Source organism: Nonomuraea mesophila (assembly GCF_004352805.1).
GTDB classification, from domain to species: domain Bacteria; phylum Actinomycetota; class Actinomycetes; order Streptosporangiales; family Streptosporangiaceae; genus Nonomuraea; species Nonomuraea longispora.
In genome coordinates, this window is the sequence record NZ_SMLD01000053.1 from 1 (window position 1) to 19,868 (window position 19,868).

At 70.5% G+C, this 19,868-nt stretch carries 16 protein-coding genes; 9 read left to right on the forward strand and 7 right to left on the reverse strand.

The features are described 5' to 3' along the window. From E1295_RS20860 to E1295_RS20880, 5 genes are all read right to left on the reverse strand, one after another. Positions 1-1,292, reverse strand: a 1,292-nt coding sequence (locus tag E1295_RS20860) for an acetyl-CoA carboxylase biotin carboxylase subunit (RefSeq protein WP_132632008.1), incomplete at its 3' end; no start/stop codon positions are given. After that, positions 1,289-2,821 carry an acyl-CoA carboxylase subunit beta gene (locus tag E1295_RS20865; protein ID WP_132632040.1) on the reverse strand — a complete coding sequence of 511 codons (1,533 nt, stop codon included), beginning with the start codon at positions 2,819-2,821 and terminating at the stop codon, positions 1,289-1,291. The genes E1295_RS20860 and E1295_RS20865, both read right to left, overlap by 4 nt. Positions 2,822-2,874: 53 nt before the next feature. Next, positions 2,875-3,516, reverse strand: coding sequence for a TetR/AcrR family transcriptional regulator (locus tag E1295_RS20870; protein WP_166427333.1), 642 nt, complete (start codon positions 3,514-3,516; stop codon positions 2,875-2,877). A gap of 132 nt (positions 3,517-3,648) precedes the next feature. After that, a complete protein-coding gene (locus E1295_RS51035) occupies positions 3,649-6,264 on the reverse strand; it encodes a serine/threonine protein kinase (RefSeq protein ID WP_246080169.1) in 2,616 nt (871 codons plus the stop codon). A gap of 175 nt (positions 6,265-6,439) precedes the next feature. Further along, positions 6,440-7,801: an FAD-binding oxidoreductase gene (locus E1295_RS20880; RefSeq protein ID WP_246080171.1), complete on the reverse strand. Its 1,362-nt coding sequence runs from the start codon at positions 7,799-7,801 to the stop codon at positions 6,440-6,442. A 92-nt stretch (positions 7,802-7,893) separates the two neighbouring features. Between E1295_RS20880 and E1295_RS20885 the strand changes: the two genes are divergently transcribed. Continuing rightward, entirely contained in the window at positions 7,894-8,463 is a 570-nt protein-coding gene (locus E1295_RS20885; protein ID WP_132632010.1) for a hypothetical protein, read from the forward strand. A 1-nt stretch (position 8,464) separates the two neighbouring features. Here the strand turns inward: E1295_RS20885 and E1295_RS20890 are convergent, their stop codons facing one another. Continuing rightward, a complete protein-coding gene (locus E1295_RS20890; RefSeq protein WP_132632011.1) occupies positions 8,465-9,670 on the reverse strand; it encodes an aspartate aminotransferase type Ic in 1,206 nt (401 codons plus the stop codon). A 210-nt stretch (positions 9,671-9,880) separates the two neighbouring features. Between E1295_RS20890 and ctaD the strand changes: the two genes are divergently transcribed. The 8 genes from ctaD (at position 9,881) to E1295_RS20930 (ending at position 19,025) form a co-directional block, all read left to right on the forward strand. After that, entirely contained in the window at positions 9,881-11,575 is a 1,695-nt protein-coding gene (ctaD, locus tag E1295_RS20895) for an aa3-type cytochrome oxidase subunit I (protein WP_246080173.1), read from the forward strand. 66 nt (positions 11,576-11,641) lie between these two features. Beyond that, positions 11,642-11,875: a hypothetical protein gene (locus E1295_RS20900; RefSeq protein ID WP_132632012.1), complete on the forward strand. Its 234-nt coding sequence runs from the start codon at positions 11,642-11,644 to the stop codon at positions 11,873-11,875. Positions 11,876-11,880: 5 nt separating this feature from the next. Beyond that, on the forward strand, positions 11,881-13,614 hold the full coding sequence (frdA, locus tag E1295_RS20905) for a fumarate reductase (quinol) flavoprotein subunit (protein WP_220448820.1): 1,734 nt from the start codon (positions 11,881-11,883) through the stop codon (positions 13,612-13,614). Continuing rightward, on the forward strand, positions 13,607-14,386 hold the full coding sequence (sdhB, locus tag E1295_RS20910; protein ID WP_220448821.1) for a succinate dehydrogenase iron-sulfur subunit: 780 nt from the start codon (positions 13,607-13,609) through the stop codon (positions 14,384-14,386). The genes frdA and sdhB overlap by 8 nt, the downstream gene beginning before the upstream one ends. Further along, a complete protein-coding gene (locus E1295_RS20915) occupies positions 14,383-14,766 on the forward strand; it encodes a succinate dehydrogenase/fumarate reductase transmembrane subunit (RefSeq protein ID WP_132632014.1) in 384 nt (127 codons plus the stop codon). Before sdhB ends, E1295_RS20915 begins: the two co-directional genes overlap by 4 nt. Further along, on the forward strand, positions 14,763-15,104 hold the full coding sequence (gene frdD, locus E1295_RS20920) for a fumarate reductase subunit FrdD (protein WP_132632015.1): 342 nt from the start codon (positions 14,763-14,765) through the stop codon (positions 15,102-15,104). Before E1295_RS20915 ends, frdD begins: the two co-directional genes overlap by 4 nt. Before the next feature lie 120 nt (positions 15,105-15,224). Beyond that, a complete protein-coding gene (locus E1295_RS20925; RefSeq protein ID WP_246080175.1) occupies positions 15,225-17,969 on the forward strand; it encodes an immune inhibitor A domain-containing protein in 2,745 nt (914 codons plus the stop codon). 117 nt (positions 17,970-18,086) lie between these two features. Continuing rightward, on the forward strand, positions 18,087-19,025 hold the full coding sequence (locus E1295_RS20930) for a diacylglycerol/lipid kinase family protein (RefSeq protein WP_132632017.1): 939 nt from the start codon (positions 18,087-18,089) through the stop codon (positions 19,023-19,025). Between the two features lie 75 nt (positions 19,026-19,100). Here E1295_RS20930 and E1295_RS20935 read toward each other — a convergent pair whose 3' ends face one another. Further along, the gene (locus E1295_RS20935) at positions 19,101-19,868 is read right to left on the reverse strand and encodes an SWIM zinc finger family protein (RefSeq protein ID WP_132632018.1); all 768 of its coding nucleotides are present in this window, start codon (positions 19,866-19,868) and stop codon (positions 19,101-19,103) included.

The window sequence follows — 19,868 nt, forward strand, 5'->3', positions numbered from 1 at the left end:
GTGTGGAGGGGGCCGTCGGGGGCGAGGAAGCCGGTGTGGGTGTCGCCGGCAAGGAAAGCGGGATTTGTCAGGATTCGTACGAGCAGGTCCCGATTAGTGGTGAGCCCGTGGAGCTTCGCCCGCCGCAACGCCGTGACCAGCCGCCGTACCGCCTCCCCCCGCGACGAGCCGTGCGCCACCACCTTGGCCAGCATCGCGTCGTAGTACGGCGACACCACGGACCCCGACTCCACGCCCGCGTCCACGCGCACGTCACCGGGCACCTCGAACCGCCGCAGCACCCCTGTCTGCGGAAGGTAGTCGTCGTCCTCCGCGTACAGCCGGGCCTCCACCGCGTGCCCGGCGGGCTCGGGCGGGCTCGCCGGCAGCGCGGCGCCCTCGGCGATCTCGAGCTGCAGCCGTACGAGGTCGACGCCGTGGACCAGCTCGGTGACGGGGTGCTCGACCTGGAGCCGGGTGTTCATCTCGAGGAAGGCGACCCGGTCGTCCTTGACCAGGAACTCCACCGTCCCCGCACCGACGTGGCCGACCGCCCGCGCGGCCCTGACGGCGGCCTCGAACAGGTGCTCCCTCAGCCCGGCGGAGATCCCGGGCGACGGGCACTCCTCGATGACCTTCTGGTGCCGCCGCTGCACGCTGCACTCGCGCTCGCCCAGCGCCCACACGGTGCCGTGCCGGTCGGAGACCACCTGGACCTCGACGTGCCGGGCCGCCTCCAGCAGCGGCTCCACGAACACGGTGCCGTCGCCGAAGGCCGCAGCCGCCTCCCGCCGCGCCGACTCGACCTCTCGTGCCAGCTCGCCCGGCTCGCGTACGATCCGCATGCCCCGGCCGCCGCCACCGGCGGAGGCCTTCACCAGCAGCGGGAAATCGCCGGGAGCGGCCGGGTCGAGCGAGGGCAGGACGGGCACCCCCGCCTCCGCCATCAGCCGCTTGGCCGCGACCTTGGACCCCATGGCCGCGATCGCCTCGGGCGGCGGGCCGACCCACACCAGCCCGGCGTCGAGCACGGCCTGCGCGAACTCGGCGTTCTCCGACAGGAAGCCGTAGCCGGGGTGCACGGCGTCCGCCCCGGTGGCGCGGCAGGCGGCCAGGATGAGCCCGGCGTCCAGATACGTCTCCGAGGGGTGCGCACCCGGCAGGCGTACGGCGAGATCGGCCTCGGCGACGTGCGGCGCTTCCGCGTCGGGGTCGGAGTGCACGGCGACCGTGGAGATGCCGAGCGAGCGGCAGGTGCGGAAGACGCGGCGGGCGATCTCGCCCCGGTTCGCGACGAGCAGCCGGGTGATCACGGGCGGAACACCCCGAATCCGGCCGGCTCCGGGACCGGCGCGCTGTTGATCGCCGACAGGCACATGCCGAGCACGGTGCGCGTGTCGCGCGGATCGATGACCCCGTCGTCGTAGAGGCGGCCCGACAGGAAGAACGCCAGCGACTCGGCCTCGATCTGGTCCTCCACCATGGCGCGCATCGCCGCGTCGGCCTCCTCGTCGTAGACCTGCCCCTTGGCCAGCGCCGAAGCCCGGCCCACGATGGACAGCACGCCGGCGAGCTGCGCGGGCCCCATCACCGCCGACTTGGCGCTCGGCCAGCTGAACAGGAACCGGGGGTCGTAGGCCCGCCCGCACATGCCGTAGTTGCCCGCGCCGTAGGAGGCGCCCATGACGATCGTCAGGTGGGGCACGGTCGAGTTGGACACCGCGTTGATCATCATCGCGCCGTGCTTGATGATGCCGCCCTGCTCGTAGTCCTTGCCGACCATGAAGCCGGTCGTGTTCTGCAGGAAGACGAGCGGCGTGCGCGACTGGTTCGCCAGCTGGATGAACTGCGTGGCCTTCTGCGACTCCTCACTGAACAGCACGCCCTGGGCGTTGGCCAGCACGCCGACCGGATAACCGTGGATCTTCGCCCGGCCCGTCACCAGCGAGACACCGTACGCCGGCTTGAACTCCTCGAACTCGCTGCCGTCCACCACCCGCGCGATCACCTCCCGGGGGTCGAACGGCACCTTCAGGTCCTCGGGGACGATGCCGAGCAGCTCGTCCGCCGGATAGAACGGCTCGCGCGCGGGCCCGGGGACGACACCCTGCTTGCGCCAGCCGAGCGAGCGCACGATCGAGCGCCCGATGCGCAGCGCGTCGTGCTCGTCCTCCGCCAGGTGGTCGGCGAGCCCGCTCACCCTGGCGTGCATCTCCGCCCCGCCCAGCGACTCGTCGTCGGACTCCTCGCCGGTCGCCATCTTGACCAGCGGCGGCCCGCCCAGGAACACCTTGGCCCGCTCGCGGACCATCACCACGTAGTCGCTCATCCCGGGCACGTAGGCGCCGCCGGCGGTGGAGTTGCCGAACACGAGCGCGACGGTCGGGACGCCCGCCGCTGACAGCCGCGTCAGGTCGCGGAAGATCTGCCCGCCGGGGATGAAGATCTCCTTCTGCGTGGGCAGGTCCGCGCCGCCGCTCTCGACCAGGTTCACGTACGGGAGGCGGTTGCGCAGCGCGATGTCCGCCGCGCGCAGCGACTTCTTCAGCGTCCACGGGTTGGAGGCGCCGCCGCGGACCGTCGGATCGTTCGCCGTGATCACGCACTCGACGCCCTCGATCACGCCGATTCCGGACACCAGGCTCGCCCCGACGGGGAAGTCGCTGCCCCACGCGGCGAGCGGCGACAGCTCCAGGAAGGGGGAGTCGGCGTCGATCAGCAGCTCGACGCGCTCACGCGCCAGCAGCTTGCCGCGCGCGCGGTGCCGCTCGACGTATTTCCCGCCGCCCCCGCCCACCGCCTTGGCGTGCTCGGCGTCCAGCTCGGCCAGCTTGGCCAGCATCGACGCGCGGCGGCTCCGGTGCTCCTCGCTCGCCGGGTCGATCCTGCTTCTGATCACGCGCCCTCCTCCGGCCGCGCCGAAGGTGACGCGTCCGTCAATCCGATGGCCCGCGCCCACAACCGGGTCAGGTGGTCGACGGCCGTCTCCTCCGCCGCCTGCTCGCCCAGGTGGAGCCAGACGTGGGCGAAGTGCTCGACCATCCCGCCCAGCATGATCGCGGTCAGCCGGGGGTCGAGCGCCGGGTCGGCCAGGCCCTGCTCCTGCAGCCGCCGCAGCCCCTCGGCGCCCCGCCGCACGAACACCTCGCGCAGCTCCAGCAGCAGCGGGCCGAACCGGTCGCCGCCGGTCGCGGCCTGCTCGAACATGCGCATCAGCCGGGAGTTCGCCGCCCAGGCCCGCAGGTAGAGGCGGTTGGCGGCCTCGATGCGGGCGTACGGGTCGGCGGGAGCGGCCGCACCCACGACGCTCGCCGCGAACATCTCGCCGACCACGGCCTCCGCGACCTCGCCGAACAACGCGTCCTTGGAGCCGAAGTAGGTGTAGAAGGTGCCGTGGGAGACCCCGGCGCGCACGCACACGTCGTCGATCCGCACGGCGTCGTAGCCGTGCTCCTCGAACGCCTCGCGCCCGGCCTGCACCAACGCGGCCCGCGTGCGCCTGCCTCTGGAGGTGGGCGCCGGAGACTTGACGATCACGTCAGCCACGCTAGCGTACGCGAGCGCTCGGGTCACCGGGCACGGCGGCCCGACGCGAGCCCGAAGGCGCGTGAGCCCACAAGCCCGGGGAGCCCGTAAGCCCGGGAGCGCGGCAGCGTGGCAGCGCGGAGGTCAGCCGCAGTGGCTCCAGCCGGACTTCCAGCTCTGCGTACCCCACGAACCGCCCCAGATCACGCACTTCTTCTTCGCCGCCAGCCTGACGGGGCCCGCGTACGCGCTGAACTTGCCGGGGTTGCTCGCCTTGCTGCCCTTCTTGACCTGGAGCAGGGCGTTCATCGGGATCTTGCCCGTCCCGACCAGGCGCGACATCGTGACCACGCAGTTCTTGCCCGACTTCGCGTGGTAGGCGAGGTAGATCGTGGCGTTGCTGCCCAGTTCGTGCGAGTTGATGATCTTGTAGCCGGAGCCGCACACCTTCGTCGGGCTGTACGGGTTCTTCTTGGGCGCGACCTTCTTCGGGGCGGCGGCCTGCTTGGGCCGCTTGACCACCGGCAGGGTCCGCGTGGGGCCCGCGGTCGGACGCAGGGTCGGCTCCGGATCGGGGTCGACCATCGTCTTCTTCTTTTTCCTGGTCTGCGTGGGCGTCGGCTGCGGCCTGCGGTTCTGCGGGACGGGCGCCTGGGTGTAGCGCGGACGCGGCGTGACGGTCCGCTTGGGCTTCCTGGGCTTCTTGGTCGTCGGGTCGATGTCCAGGGTGGGGACGGGCACTGTCTCCGTCGGGGACGTCGTGGCGGGCGGCTTGCCGGGCTGCCCGGCCCCCGAGCCGTCACCCGGGGTGCCGTTCGAGGCGTTCCCCACCGGCACGACCGGTACTTCCTGGCTGTTCGCCTGCACCACGACCGCGCCGACGACCACGAGCAGGGCCGCGGCGGCGGCGCCGGAGAGCGCGAGGGTCAGCGTACGGCGCTGCTTGCCGGACGAGCCGTCGCCCGGCCGCGGCGAACCGCCGCCCTGCTGGTACCCGCCGCCCGGGGGCACGCCGGGGCCGTGGGGCGGCATGCCGGCACCCGCGCCCTGTGGACCGCCCTGTGGACCGCCCTGTGGACCGCCCTGTGGACCGCCCTGTGGACCGCCCTGTGGCGCCCCCGCGTACGGGGAGCCGGGGCCCTGAGGGTTCTGGGAGCCGCCACCCGCCGCTCCGGGCATCGGGGACTGCTGGCCGCCCTGAGCGCCGGGATGGTGCGGTCCAACGGGACCGCCGGCGGAGTGGGGGCCGTTGTGCGCCATGCCGCCTTGGGGAGCGCCCGCCGCTCCCATCGCGGGACCGGCCTGGCCGGGGACGTGGGGGATGGGCCCGCTGAGCCCCGGGTTGTGGCCGGCGCCCGGTACGGGCCCGCTCTGGCCGGGATGCCCCTGACCTGGCCCGCCCTGACCGGGGTGCCCTTGACCTGCTCCGCCCTGACCTGGCCCGCCCTGACCGGGATGTCCCTGTCCGGGGATGGGCCCGCTCTGCCCGGGGTGCCCCTGTCCGGGGACGGGGCCGCTCTGGCCCGGATTGCCTTGACCCGGGATGGGGCCGCTCTGCCCGGGGCTGCTCTGGCCAGGGATGTGCGGAATGGGCCCGCTGAGTCCTGGATTGTGCCCGGCACCCGGGAGGGGACCGCTCTGTCCGGGGACGGGGCCGCTCTGACCGGGGTTGCCCTGGCCGTGCTGGGCGGCGGCGGGAGGCGTGACGTACTGGCCGGTCTGCGGGGGCCCCACGGGCTGCGGGCCCGTCTGGAGCGGGCCGCCCACGAGGTTGGGACCGGTCGGCTGCGTCCACGGGCCGGGGTAGACATCCTCCTGGCCGCCGGGACCGGCAGCTGCGCCGGCGGGACCGGCCCCTGCGTCGGAACGCTCGCCCTCCTGCTGCGCCGGTGTCTCGGGCTGGGCGGCTTCGGCCTGCCGGACCGTCGGTTCGACGGCGGCCTTCGGGACCGGCTGGCCGGTGAGGTTGACGATGAGCTCGTCGGCGGAGGGCCGCTGCGCGGGGTCCTTGGACAGGCAGGCGGCCACCAGCTCGGCGAGCACGCCCTCCATCGAGCCGAGCTCGGGCTCCTCGTTCAGGATGCGGTTCATCACCACGGGGATGGAGTCGGCGCCGAACGCGGGCTTGCCCGTCGCCGCGAACACCATCGTGACGCCCCAGGCGAACACGTCCGCGGCCTCCGACACGGCCGCCCCGGTGAGCTGCTCGGGCGCCAGGTACGACGGCGTCCCCATGGCCATGCCCGTGGCCGTCGCTCCGGGGGAGTCGAGCGCACGGGCGATGCCGAAGTCGATCACGACGGGCCCCTCGGGGCCCATGAGCACGTTGGCGGGCTTGAAGTCGCGGTGCAGGATGCCGGCGCGGTGGATGGCGGCGAGCGCGGTGGCCGTGCTGATCGCGAGCCGTTCGAGCGCGGCGCCCCGCCGCGGCCCCTCGTTGATGACCAGTTCGCGCAGCGAGGGCCCGGGGACGAACTCGCTCACGATGTACGGGCGGCTGCCCTCCAGGTCGGCGTGGAGCACGGGAGCGGTGCAGAACCTGGCCACCCGCTGCGCCACCGCGACCTCGCGCAGGAACCGCGTCCTGGCGTCGGTGTCGGCGACCAGGGCGTTGTGCAGCAGCTTGACGGCGACCTGTTCCCCCGAGTCGCTCTCGCCGAGATAAACGATCCCCTGGCCGCCCTCGCCGAGCCGGGCGACGATGTCATACGTCCCCAGCCGCCGCGGATCGTCCGCCTCCAGCGGCTGGAACTGATTCACGTCGGACCCCCATCACAACCCAGTAGATGAGGCAAAACGCTACCAGCGAGACCGTTGGGGCGTCTGCCGGACCTGTCAGAACCTTCACGTTTTGACGGTGTAAGTCAACGTTCCTTCGCAGGTCGTGTGCTTCGCCAACCCCTAGGTCACGGCTTGATGAAGCCGAGATCACATGTCAGATCGCCTTGCCCGGGTTGAGGATGCCCAGCGGGTCGAAGACCGCCTTGACGCCCTGCTGCACCTCCGTGGCGACCGGCCCGGCCTCCAGCGCCAGCCAGCGCTGCTTGAGCAGGCCGACGCCGTGCTCTCCCGTCAGGGTGCCGCCCAGCTCCAGCGCGTGCGTGAACACCTCGTCCGCCGCGGCCCACACCTCCGGGGGCGGCTCGATGGTGCCGTGCTCGAAGATGAAGACGGGGTGCAGGTTGCCGTCCCCCGCGTGCGCGACCGTGGCGATGCGCACCCCGTGCCGGGCCGCCGCCGCCTCGATCGCCGTGATCATGTCGGGCAGGACGGAACGCGGCACGCACACGTCCTCGACCAGGCACGCGCCCTGCCGCTCCTTGGCCTGGTAGGCGAGCCTGCGCAGCCCGATCAGCTCCTCGGCCTCCTGAGGGCTGGAGGAGACGGCCACGAATGAGGCGCCGTTCGCCATGCACAACTCGTCCATGCGCGCGGCCATCGCCTGGCCGTCCGTCGCGTCCGACTGGCCGATCAGCATGGCCTGGGTCTGCGGTTCGAGACCGATGTTGCGCCAGTCGTCGATGGCCTCCAGCGTGGCCCGGTCGAGCAGCTCCATCAGGGAGGGCTGGCAGCCGGCCGCCATGATCGCCGACACGGCGGCGCCCGCGTCCCGCAGCGAGCCGAACTCCGCGGCGAAGGTGGCCGGGGCCGTGGCGGGCGCGCGGCGCAGCCGGACCGTGGCCGCCGTGATCACGCCCAGGGTGCCCTCCGAGCCCACGAACAGCCCGGTCAGGTCGTAGCCCGTGACGCCCTTCATCGTGCGGCGGCCGGTGTCGAGGATGCGCCCGTCGGCCAGCACGACCTCGAGACCGAGCGCCGAGTCCCTGGTCACGCCGTACTTGACGCAGCGCAGCCCGCCGGCGTTGGTCGCCAGGTTCCCGCCGATCGTGGAGATCTCGTACGACGACGGATCGGGCGCGTACATCAGGCCGTGCTCCCTGGCGGCCCTGTCGAGGTCGGCGGTGATGACGCCGGGCTCGACGACGGCGATCTCGTCGGCGGGGGAGAGCTCCCTGATCGCGGTCATCCTGGCCAGCGACAGGACGACCGAGCCGTCGCCGGCGACGGAGGCGCCCGCCAGGCCGGTCCCCGCGCCGCGCGGCACGACCGGCACCCGGTGCTCGGTGGCCCACTTCATGGTGGTCACCACGTCGTCGCGGGAGGCGGCGAGCACCACGCCGGCCGGCTTGCCGGGTTCCAGGTACGTCCGATCGCGGGCATAGGAGTCGATCACGTCCGGATCGGTCAGAACGCGACCTTCGGGGAGGGAGTTCGCCAACGCATCAATCGGTCTCACACCATGCACCTTAAGGTGCAGATCGCCGCAACTCGGAGAGGACCCCCTGAGTACGGTTTGCGCAGGCCGTGGCTTAGGGCCAAACTGCCCGAGTGAAAGTCAGGTGCCCGGTGTGTGCGGAGACCGGCCAGGTCGTGGCGGTCCCCGGTGCGGTCGCCGCGGGGACCACGTACAAGATCGGGCGGGTCCGGTTACCGGGGGCGCGCGAGGTGGCCGACTTACCGATGGCGGCCTCCCTCGGCGCCTCGAAGCACGTCATGAGCCGCACGCAGCTCGCGGTCTGGTTGTCGTTCCCCAGCCGCCACTACACCCCGTGGGCCAGGAACCAGGGCTACATCATGCTGCTCCTCGCGGCCCTGGCCCACCTGGTCATGTCGCTGGTCATCGCGATGGGCCAGGACCCCAACTGGGGTGAGGTGCTGCTCGCGCCGTTCTGCCTGACCGGCCTGTTCTGGGGGCTCGGGCTGCTGAACGTGCTCGGTTCGTACGGCGCCCGCAAGCGCGACGACAGCGAGGCCCCGGCCAGGGAGAAGGCCATGACCGTGTGGGAGCGCCTGTGCTACTGCGCCCGCGACAACGTCGTGTTCGAGCCGGAGGTCGGCGTCTCGTTCCATCCGAGCGAGACGCGCGAGTACATCTTCGGCTTCCGGCCGGGCCGCTGACTCAGCCGCGCTCCTCCGCCACCAGGCGCACGCAGACCGCCAGGCCGTTGATGGCCTGCTCCAGCTCGTCGAGCTCGGGGTAGGTGGGCGCGATCCTGATGGTGCGGTCAGCGGGGTCGTCGCCGTAGGGGTGGGTGGCGCCCGCCGGGGTCAGTGCGATGCCCGCCGCCTTCGCCCTGGCCACGACCTCGGCGGCGTGCGGCACCTCGAGGCTGATGAAGTAGCCGCCCTTCGGGCTCGTCCAGGTGGCCAGGCCGCCGAGCTGCTCGGTCAGGATCTTGTCGACCAGCTCGAACTTCGGCCCGATCAGCTCGGCGTGGCGGCGCATGTGGGCGGCGACTCCGGCGCCGTCGCGCAGAAACTCCACGTGCCGGAGCTGGTTGAGCTTGTCGGGGCCGATGGACTGCTTGGCGGTGTTGCGCAGGAACCACTCGACGTTGGCCGGCGAGGATCCGAAGAAGGACACGCCCGCGCCCGCCAGCGTCACCTTCGAGGTGGAGGCGTAGACGAACACGCGGTCGGCGTTGCCCTGCGCGGCGCTGAGCGCGAGCACGTCGGCCAGCTCGGCCGGGGTGTCGGTGAGGTGGTGCACCGCGTAGGCGTTGTCCCAGAAGATGCGGAAGTCGGGCGCGGCGGCAGGCATGGTGGCCAGCCTGCGCACGGTCTCGTCGCTGTAGACGATGCCGGACGGGTTGCTGTACTTCGGCACGCACCACATGCCCTTGACGCCGGCGTCGGAGGCGACCAGGCGCTCGACGACGTCCATGTCGGGCCCGTGGGCGTCCATCGGGACGGGCACCATCGTGATCCCGAACCGCTCGCAGATGGTGAAATGCCGGTCGTATCCCGGCACCGGGCACAGGAACGTGACCTTCGGCTCCTCCACCCACCGGCGCGCGGCGCCCGGCAGCGGCGTCAGCAGCGCGTGCACGATCGTGTCGTGCATCAGGGCCAGGCTGGCGTTGCCGCCGACGACGAGCTGGTCCGCGGGCACCTGCACCAGCGGGGCGAACAGCTCGCGCAGCTCGGGCAGGCCCTGGAGGTTGCCGTAGTTACGGCCGTCGGTGCCGTCGGCCGCGCGGTAGGAGGTGGGCAGCCTGAGCATGTCGTTGGAGAGATCGAGCTGGCGCGGTGACGGCTTGCCCCTGGTGAGGTCGAGCTTGAGCCCTCTCTCCACGAGGGCGGCGTAGTCACGCTGAGCGGTCACGAGATCTCCTCCACGTCGGTCCGGTTACGAAGGATAGAAGACGCCGCGACGTGAAGGGGCACCTGCCCCGCGACAGCGGATCGCCGGCGGCCCACGGGAGAGCCAAGCTTTGGCGGCGATGGTTAAAGAACGACTTCCCGACAGGCGCACGTTGGCGTGGAATGGGTAGATCGGGGCAGTCAGTGGCACTCCATACTGGAGGGAGCGGCCGTGACGACCGTTCGCACACCCTCGATCGAACAGGTCAGGCGCCGGCGCACCGGGACCGTGCTCGCCTCCTGGTTGTCGACCACCGATCACAAGGTGATCGGCTACCTCTACCTGATCACCTCGTTCGGGTTCTTCCTCGTGGCGGGCGTCATGGCCATGATCATCAGGGCCGAGCTCGCCGGGCCGGGACTGCAACTGGTCAGTACGCAGCAGTACAACCAGCTGTTCACCATGCACGGCACGATCATGTTGCTGCTGTTCGCCACGCCGCTGTTCGCCGGGTTCGCGAACGTGATCATGCCGCTGCAGATCGGGGCGCCCGACGTGGCCTTCCCCCGGCTCAACGCGGTGGCGTACTGGTTGTTCCTGTTCGGCGGGCTGATGGTGCTGGCCGGGTTCTTCACCCCGGACGGCGCGGCCGACTTCGGTTGGTTCGGGTACACGCCGCTGTCGTCGTCCGTCTACACGCCCCAGGTCGGCGGCGACCTGTGGATCATGGGGCTGGCGTTGTCGGGGCTCGGCACGATCCTCGGCGCGGTGAACTTCATCACCACGATCATCGGCATGCGGGCGCCCGGCATGACGATGTTCCGCATGCCGATCTTCTGCTGGAACGTGCTGCTGACCAGCATGCTCGTGCTGATGGCGTTCCCGGTGCTGGCCGCCGCGCTGCTCGTGCTCGAAGCGGACCGCAAGCTCGGCACGCAGGTCTTCCTCGCCGAGAACGGCGGGCCGCTGCTGTGGCAGCACCTGTTCTGGTTCTTCGGCCATCCCGAGGTCTACATCATCGCGCTGCCGTTCTTCGGCATCATCACCGAGGTCATCCCGGTCTTCAGCCGCAAGCCGATCTTCGGCTACATGGGACTGGTCGGCGCGACCATCGCCATCGCCGGGTTGTCGATGACGGTCTGGGCGCACCACATGTTCGCGACCGGGCAGGTGCTGCTGCCGTTCTTCTCGTTCATGACGTTCCTCATCGCGGTGCCGACCGGCGTGAAGTTCTTCAACTGGATCGGCACGATGTGGCACGGGCACCTGACGTTCGAGTCACCGATGTTGTTCTCGGTCGGCTTCCTGGTGACCTTCCTGCTGGGCGGCCTGACCGGGGTCATCCTGGCCTCGCCGCCGCTCGACTTCCACATCAGCGACACCTACTTCGTCGTCGCGCACTTCCACTACGTGGTGTTCGGCACCGTCGTGTTCGCGATGTTCGCCGGGTTCTACTTCTGGTGGCCGAAGATGACCGGCCGCATGCTGGACGACCGGCTCGGCAAGGTGCACTTCTGGACGTTGTTCGTCGGCTTCCACATGACGTTTCTCGTGCAGCACTGGCTGGGACAGATCGGCATGCCCCGGAGGTACGCCGACTACGGCCCGGGCGACGGCTTCACCTTCCTCAACGAGGTCTCCTCCGCCGGCGCGTTCCTGCTGGGCGCCTCGACCCTGCCGTTCCTCTACAACGTGTTCAAGACCGCGAGGAGCGCGCCCAAGGTCACCCTCGACGACCCGTGGGGGTACGGCAACTCGCTGGAATGGGCCACGAGCTGCCCGCCGCCGCGGCACAACTTCACGTACATGCCGCCGATCCGCTCCGAGAGGCCCGCCTTCGACCTGCACTACCCGCATGAAGGGGAGGAGGCGACGCGCGGGGGCGGCGCTCCCGAGGTAGGGCCGCGCGAGGGTACGGGTGACTGACCTTTCCCTCACGGGTGCGCGGTGCTTGTGTGGAAGTGACGTTTCGCCTATCTAGGGAGATCGGCGATGACCGGCACGAAGCGCCCCTTCGACCCCGAGACGGCTCCCTGCGGGAAGAGGTCCGGTGGCGAACGCCTCATCGACGACGACGAGTACGGCCTGGTGATCCGCGACCAGTTCTTCGAGTGCGGCTGCCGGATGATCCGGCACGAGTACCACGACGGCAGCATCCACCTGTCCGCCATCCGCCACGACGGCAAGCGGGTGAAGGACCCGATCCAGCCCGACCACGGGAAGTGACGTACATGATCGATGTGCTCATCGTCGGAGGAGGCGGAGCGGGCCTGCGCGCGGCGATCGCGGTCGCCGAGGAGGAACCCGCGCTCAAGGTGGCGGTCGCGTCGAAGGTCTATCCGATGCGCAGCCACACGGTCTCCGCCGAGGGCGGCGCCGCCGGGGTGATCGGCCTCGACGACACGCTCGACGAGCACTGCTACGACACGATCTCCGGCGGCGACTGGCTGCCCGACCAGGACGCGGTCGAGGCGTTCGTGGCCGAGGCGCCGCGCGAGCTGATGCGGCTGGAGCACTGGGGCTGCCCGTGGAGCCGTGAGCCGGACGGGCGGGTCGCCGTGCGCCCGTTCGGCGGCATGAAGAAGATGCGCACCTGGTACGCCGCCGACAAGACCGGCTTCCACCTCCTGCACACCCTCTTCCAAACAACCCTGAAATATCAGGACATCATCAGGTACGACGAGTGGTTCGTCACCAAGCTCGTCGTCGACGACGGCCGCGTCCACGGCGTCGTGGCCGTCGAGATCAGGACCGGCCGCATCGAGACCATCCCCGCCAGGACCGTCATCCTCGCCACCGGCGGCTGCGGCCGCGCCTTCCCCTTCACCACCAACGCCGCCATCAAGACCGGCGACGGCATGACCCTCGCCTACCGGGCCGGGGCGCCGCTGAAGGACATGGAGTTCGTCCAGTACCACCCGACCGGCCTGCCGTTCACCGGCATCCTCATCACCGAGGCGGCCAGGGCGGAGGGCGGCTGGCTGATCAACAAGGACGGCTACCGCTACCTCCAGGACTACGACCTCGGCACCCCCACGCCCACGCCGAAGCTGCGCAGCATGGAGCTCGGCCCGCGCGACCGGCTCTCCCAGGCGTTCGTGCACGAGCAGGAGAAGGGCCGCACCGTCGACACGCCGTACGGGCCGGTCGTCCACCTGGACCTGCGCCACCTCGGAGCGGGCAAGATCGACGCCCGCATCCCGTTCGTGCGCGAGTTGTGCCGCAGCTACCAGAACCTCGACCCGGCCACCGACCTCATCCCCGTGCGCCCGGTCGTGCACTACATGATGGGCGGCGTCCACACCGACATCGACGGCGCGACCCCCGTCGCCGGGCTGTACGCGGCCGGGGAGACGGCCTGCGTCAGCATCAACGGCGCCAACCGGCTCGGCTCCAACTCCCTGCCCGAGATCCTCGTCTTCGGCCGGCGGGCGGGCGTCGCCGCCGCCGGGTTCGCCCGCTCGCACCGGAACGGCGAGCCGTCCTGCGTACGCATCCAGGGCGCGGACGAGCGGCGGCGGCTGGAACGCGCGCGCGGGGGCAGGGGGCACGGTGAGCGGATCGCCGACCTGCGCGAGGAGATGCAGCACACGCTCGAAGGAGCGGCGGGCATCTACCGCACGGGCGACGCGCTGGCCAAGGCCGCCGACACGCTGGCCGAGCTGCGCGAGCGCGCCGAGGAGGCCCGCGTCGACGACACGAGCACGACGTTCAACACCGAGCTGATCAACCTGCAGGAGCTGCACGCCATGCTGGAGATCGCGCAGACGATCGTCGCCTGCGCGCTCAACAGGCGGGAGTCGCGCGGCGCGCACCAGCGCACCGACTTCCCCGTCAGGGACGACGAGGCGTTCCTGGCGCACTCGCTGGTGCACCGCGCCCCCGACGGTACGCCGTCCGTGGGCCTGCTCCCCGTGACGATCACCCGCTGGCCCCCGGGAGAAAGGGTGTACGGCCGTGACTGAACCCGACGCGGTGAGCCGGGCCGACGGACAGGGCGGCGCGACGGCGGGGACCAGGACCCTGCGGATGGAGGTCTCGCGGTACCGGCCAGGAGAGGACGACGAGCCGGTGCTGCAGGGCTACGACGTGCCGCTCATGCCCGACTGGGCCGTGCTCGACGGGCTCAACTACATCAAGGACCAGCTCGACGGCAGCCTGTCCTACCGCTGGTCGTGCCGGATGGGCGTGTGCGGCTCGTGCGGCATGACGGTCAACGGCGAGCCCAGGCTGACCTGCGGCACGTTCCTCACCGAGTACGGCGACGGCCCGGTGCGGATCGAGCCGCTGAAGGGGTTCCCCGTCATCAGGGACCTCGTCGTGGACATCGACGACTTCCTGGCCAAGCTGTCGTCGGTGCGGCCGTGGCTCGTCAGGGAGGGCGAGGACCTGCCGCTGACCACGGAATACGCCCAGACGCCGGAGCAGCTGGAGGCGTACCGGCAGTACAGCATGTGCATCAACTGCATGCTGTGCTACTCCGCCTGCCCGGTCTACGTGCTCGAACCCGACTTCCTCGGCCCGGCGGCCATCGCGCTCGCCCAGCGCTACAACCTGGACTCGCGCGACATGGACGACCGGTTCGACGTGCTCAACCTGGAGGACGCCGTGTGGGGGTGCACGTTCGTCGGCGAGTGCACGCGGGCCTGCCCCAAGCACGTGGACCCGGCCGAGGCCATCCAGCGTTACAAGCTGACCGCCGCCCTGCGTTCGGTGCTCCCGTGGAGCAGGCGATGACAGCCACCTACCGGCCGCCGCCCGACCGGCTGTGGTTCACCCGCACCCGCCGTTACACCCTCTTCGTGCTGCGCGAACTGACCAGTGTCTTCGTGGCGTGGACGATCGTCTACCTGCTGATGCTCGTCGACGCGGTGCTCGGAGGGTCGCTGCGGGACTTCGCGGCGCTGGCCTCCCGGCCCTGGATGATCGCCCTCAACGTGGTCGCGCTGGCCGCGACCGCCTTCCACACGATCACGTTCCTCAACCTGGCGCCCAAGGCCACGGTCGTCCGGCTGGACGGCTGGCGGGTGCCCGCGTGGATGATCCAGGGCGGCAACCATTCGGCCTGGGTGCTGATCTCCGTGCTGATCGCCTATTTCGTGCTGAGGTCGCCATGAAACGCACGCCGGAGCCGTACCTGTGGCTGCTGTTCAGCGGCGGGGGAGTGGTGGCGGCGCTCGTGCTACCCGTGCTGGTGCTGCTGTTCGGGGTGCTCATGCCGCTCGGCGTGGTCGGCTGGCCGGACGTGGAGCACCTGCGCGCGCTGCTGGACAACCTGGTCGTACGGCTCGCGCTGCTCGTCGTCGTGACGCTGTGCCTTTTCCACGCGGCGCACCGTATCCGTTTCACCAGTGAGGAGCTGTTCGGCATCGCGAAGTTCGATCGGGCGCTGGCCGTGATCTGCTACGGGGCGGCGCTGGCGGGTGTCGCCGTGGCCCTGTGGATGATGTTCTGATGTCGTAGTTTGATCACGTTTCAACAATCCCCTTTACGACCGGTTTATTAACCCTCTAACGTCCGGCATTGCACACCCTCTGGCCATGCGCCCGGCGACCCCGGGCAGAAAGGGTTCCTGGTGCCACGTACAAAGCGCCTGTTAGCAACGCTTCCCGCGGTCGCCCTTCTCGGCGCCGCCCTGACCGTTCCTTCCGCGCAAGCGTCGTCGGTGGCGGTCTACGAGCCCGCAGCCTCGGACTTCTACATCAACTACGCTCCGCCCAGGGTCGCTGAGGACCCGAAGGAGCCCAAGCTCAACGATCCGAAGGCGCGCTCGCTCACGCCGGCGCAGAAGTTCGACAGGAAGTTCAGCAGCGGAAACCCGGCGGCCGGCCGCATTCTCGTCGCACGCGAGAAGGAGGCCATCAGAACCGGCCTCAACCCCGCTGAATGGATCTTCAAGAAGACCAAGCAGACCCGTACGGCCAAGCTCCTGACGATCCTCGTCGAGTTCAACGAGCAGGCCAACGACGACTTCTCCGGATTCAACCGGCTGCGCACGGTCGGCAGCGCCCCGGACGACTGCGTCGTCGAGCCGGCCGGAACGCTGCTGAACGGCCCCCTGCACAACAACATCCCCGACCCGGCGACGCTGCCGCACAAGGACAACAACTCCTTCTGGGTCAAGGACTTCAGCACCCAGCACTTCAACAAGATGCTCTACACGGACAAGGGCATCACCGAGCGGGTCCGCCCCGACCTGAAGGACCCCCGCGACGGCAAGCCCGGCATCGACATCTCCGGTCACACGATGAAGAAGATGTACGAGGAGATGTCGAAGGGCGCCTACTCCGTCACCGGTGAAGCGGTCGGCTGGGTCAAGGTCCCCCACTCCGAGGCCTGGTACGGCGCCGCGGCCTGCGGCGGCGCACCCCAGGACATGTCCGGGCACCCCGACAACCAGCTCGGCGCCCAGCAGCTCCCGGTCGACTCGGTCAACGCGCTCGTCCAGGCCCAGCCGGACTTCCCCTGGGCCGACTACGACGTGGAGGACGTCTCCGACGCCGACGGCGACGGCGACTTCCAGGAGCCCGACGGCGTCATCGACCACCTGGTGCTGGTGCACGCCGGCAAGGACAAGTCGTCCGACGGCGGCGCCGAGGGCACCTACGCCATCTGGGCCCACTCCAGCGCGGTCGCCGGCGGCTACACCGTCCCCGGCACCGACAAGAAGATCTCCAACTACATCGTGCAGCCCGAGGACTCCGGCGTCGGCGTCTTCGCCCACGAGTACGGCCACGACCTCGGCCTGCCCGACCTGTACGACACCTCCGGAGCGGGCAGCTCGGCCGTGGACTTCTGGGACCTGATGTCCAGCGGCTCCCACTCCGGCCCGATCTTCCAGTCCATGCCCACCCACATGGGACTGTGGGACAAGTGGGTGCTCGGCTGGGCGAACCCGAAGACGTTCGACCCCGGTGACCGCGCCAAGCTCGTCACCGTCGGCCAGACCTCGCGCACGCCCAAGCTGACCGCGGACGGCGTCCGGGTCAACCTCACCTCGTCGCCGCTGAAGATGATCGAGCCGCACAGCGGATCGAACGCCTGGTGGACCGGCCTGGACCAGGAGTGGGGCAACATCGGCCTCACCCGCGACGTGCCCGTGCCCGAAGGCGACGACGTGCGCTTCTGGATGTGGAACAACTACGAGATCGAGTCCGACTGGGACTTCGGCTTCGTCGAGATCTCCACCGACGGCGGCGAGACCTGGGCCCAGCAGAAGGTCTTCGACGAGGCCGGCAACGAGATCACCACGCCGGACGACTACCCGGACCCGAACAAGAACCTCGCGACGTTCGGCAACAAGAAGTACGGCATCACCGGCAACACCGACGGCTGGCGGCACGACTACGTCAACCTGACGCCGTTCGCCGGGCAGACGATCAAGCTGCGGCTGACGTACAACACCGACGCGGCGTTCATGCCGCGCGGCTGGCACGCCGACGACTTCGAGCTCACCAACGGCGGCACGTCCGTGTGGAGCGACGACGTCGAGGGCGGCGACAACGGCTGGCAGGCCACGGGCGGCACGTTCACCAACACCAGCGGCCAGGGCTGGACCCGCAACAACGGTGAGCGCGAGGTCTCCCGCTTCTACCTGGCCGAGTGGCGCAACTTCGACGGGTTCGACAAGGGCCTGCAGTACACCTACGACACCGACTACTCCCGTGACGGGGCGTGGAAGGTGCAGAAGATCAAGTACAACGCCCCCGGGCTGCTGGTCTGGTACCGCGACTCGACCTACGTCAACAACCACGTGACCGCCGACATCACGGGCCCGCCGAGCCTCGGCCCGAAGGGCAGTCTGCTGGTCGTGGACTCCCACTACGAGCCGCTGCGCCGTACGGGAACGGCGGCCGAGAAGGACCCGACGCTCAACAAGAACCTCCCGGGCCGCGCCCAGACCTCGAACGCCGCGTTCGGCTTCCGCAAGACGTACCCGTTCAAGGAGTGCCTGGAGGCGGCGGACGAGCCGTTCAGCGAGTACTGCACCGACTTCAAGGCGCAGAAGGGCGTCAAGACCTTCACCGACGCCAAGACCTGGTACCCCGGCATCGAGCAGATCGACGACGCGCTGTACTACCGCGACTTCGACGCCTCCGCGGTCGTGCCGTCGAAGGACGACCAGACGTACAGCACGCGCGTGGTGCACCAGGACGGCGCCCCCGCCACCGAGCTGTACGGCCAGGTGGCCGCGGGCTCGGTGCTCGGCACCGGCAACCCCGGTGACGAGGGCAAGGCGCTGGGCGTGCAGTTCCAGCTGCTCACTCCGCTGCCGGGCAACCTGGGCGCCATCGTCCGGGTGGTCCCGCCGAAGAAGTGACCCCGAGGGGCCGGCCGCCTTCCGCGCGGCCGGCCCCTCCCAAGGGGCTCGCGCTACCTTCGGCCGCCCGCTTCCGGCGGCCGAAGGTAGCGGTTTCTGCACTTACGATTGATGACCATGACCGAACTGCGCACCAAGGACGAGCACACCGAGGCGATCCGGAAAGATCGCCGGGTGGCGGTCGTGGTGAACACTCGCTCGCGCCGTGGCCGGCGGCACTACTTCGAGGTGATCGAGCAGATCCACAACCTCGGGTTCGAGCCGCTGGCCGAGCTGTCGGTCTACAACCCCAAGCGGCTGCGCGAGCTGCTCGACACCGCCCTGGCCACCGAGCCGGACCTGCTCATCGTGGGCGGCGGTGACGGCACGCTCTCCTCGGCGGTGCGCCACGTCGCCCACCGCGACGTGGCGCTCGGCGTGCTGCCGCTGGGCACCACCAACAACTTCGCCCGCAGCCTCGGCCTCCCTCTCGACCTGGCCGGGGCGATCAAGGTGTTCGAGACCGGCAAGGTGGCCGACATCGACCTCGGCCTGGCCGACGACCGGCCGTTCGCCAACCTGGCCAGCTTCGGGGTGTCGGTCGAGGTGGCGGGCAGGGTCAAGCCGTGGCTCAAGCGCATCGTCGGGCGGCCCGCCTATCCGCTGACGGCGCTGACGATCCTGCCGGGCCACACGCCGTTCCGCGCCTTCATCACCGTCGAGGGGCAGCGGCACGAGCTGCTCACCCACCAGCTCAACATCGCCAACGGCCGCTTCCACGGCGGCTGGCAGGTCGCCAAGGACATCAGCATCGACAACGGCATGCTGGTGGCCTACCAGCTCGGGTCGGGCAAGAAGCTGCGCCTGCTGGGCGAGACCCTGCTCCGGGCGACCACCGGGCGCTGGCGCAGCCTCGCCGGGGGCCCGTTCGTGACGGGCCGCGAGATGCTCCTGGAGACCGAGCCGCCGATGGCCGCCGACGTCGACGGCGAGGTGCGGCTGCGCACGCCCATCAGGCTGCGGGTGGTCCCCAACGGGGTGCGCGTCATGGTGCCGTCCTCGTTCGAGGACAACTGAGCGCCCCTGGGCCGGCTCTGGGCCGGCTCTGGGCCGGCTCTGGGCCGGCTCTGGGCCGCGGCACGCTCCAGGCGTCTAGGCGTCGTCCAGGCGCCGGTAGGCGGGCTCCAGCGCTTCCGCCAGGCCGGCGGGCGGCGGGAAGACGCGCAGGAGGAGGTCGGGGGTGACGGCGGATGGGCGCCGCTCGGGGCGGTGGGCCGTCGCGCCGGGCGCGTAGAAGTCGGCCGGCCGGTCGGCGAACGGCACGTCGTCCACGCGCAGCGCATCCCCGGACGGATCCTCCGCCAGCGAGCCGAGCAGCTGCTCGCGGGTCCGCCCGCGCCAGGCCAGCACCAGGAACGGGTCGTCGTCGAACGACTCGGCCAGCAGATAGAGCACCGCCGACAGGTGTTTGCACGGGAAACCCCAGTCGGGGCACGAGCACTCCATGTCGAGCTCACGCGGGAACAGGTCGATCCCGAGCCCGGCGAACACCTCCTCGATCTCCGCCGGCATCTCCCCGGCCAGCAGCTTGGCCCGGTGCACGGCCTGCGCCGCGATCGCCTCCTCGACGGCGGCCCAGCGCGGCTCGCCGTACGCCTCGATCCTGATCACGACCTCGTACGGGTCGCGCCGCGAACCCTGCACGGCGGCCCGCGTCTCCCCGGCCGCCAGGTCGATCGACAGGACCTGACCCTGGCGGGCATAGGCGCGGCCGCGCGAGAGCCGTCCCTTGTCGCAGACGCGCTCCAGGATGTCGATGAAGCGCCGTGACCACCACGTCGAGCCGATGCTGCCCCGCCGTGTGCGGGCCTTGATACCGCCCTCGACCCGGATCGGCTGGGCGCCGTCGTACCAGGCCAT

Coding starts and splice junctions, on each gene's coding strand:
- frdD (WP_132632015.1), top strand. CDS start 14,763: ATGAAACGCACGCCGGAGCCGTACCTGTGGCTGCTGTTCAGCGGCGGG.
- frdA (WP_220448820.1), top strand. CDS start 11,881: ATGATCGATGTGCTCATCGTCGGAGGAGGCGGAGCGGGCCTGCGCGCG.
- E1295_RS20900 (WP_132632012.1), top strand. CDS start 11,642: ATGACCGGCACGAAGCGCCCCTTCGACCCCGAGACGGCTCCCTGCGGG.
- E1295_RS20865 (WP_132632040.1), bottom strand. CDS start 2,821: ATGCTGGCCAAGCTGGCCGAGCTGGACGCCGAGCACGCCAAGGCGGTG.
- E1295_RS20915 (WP_132632014.1), top strand. CDS start 14,383: ATGACAGCCACCTACCGGCCGCCGCCCGACCGGCTGTGGTTCACCCGC.
- E1295_RS20935 (WP_132632018.1), bottom strand. CDS start 19,868: ATGGCCTGGTACGACGGCGCCCAGCCGATCCGGGTCGAGGGCGGTATC.
- E1295_RS20930 (WP_132632017.1), top strand. CDS start 18,087: ATGACCGAACTGCGCACCAAGGACGAGCACACCGAGGCGATCCGGAAA.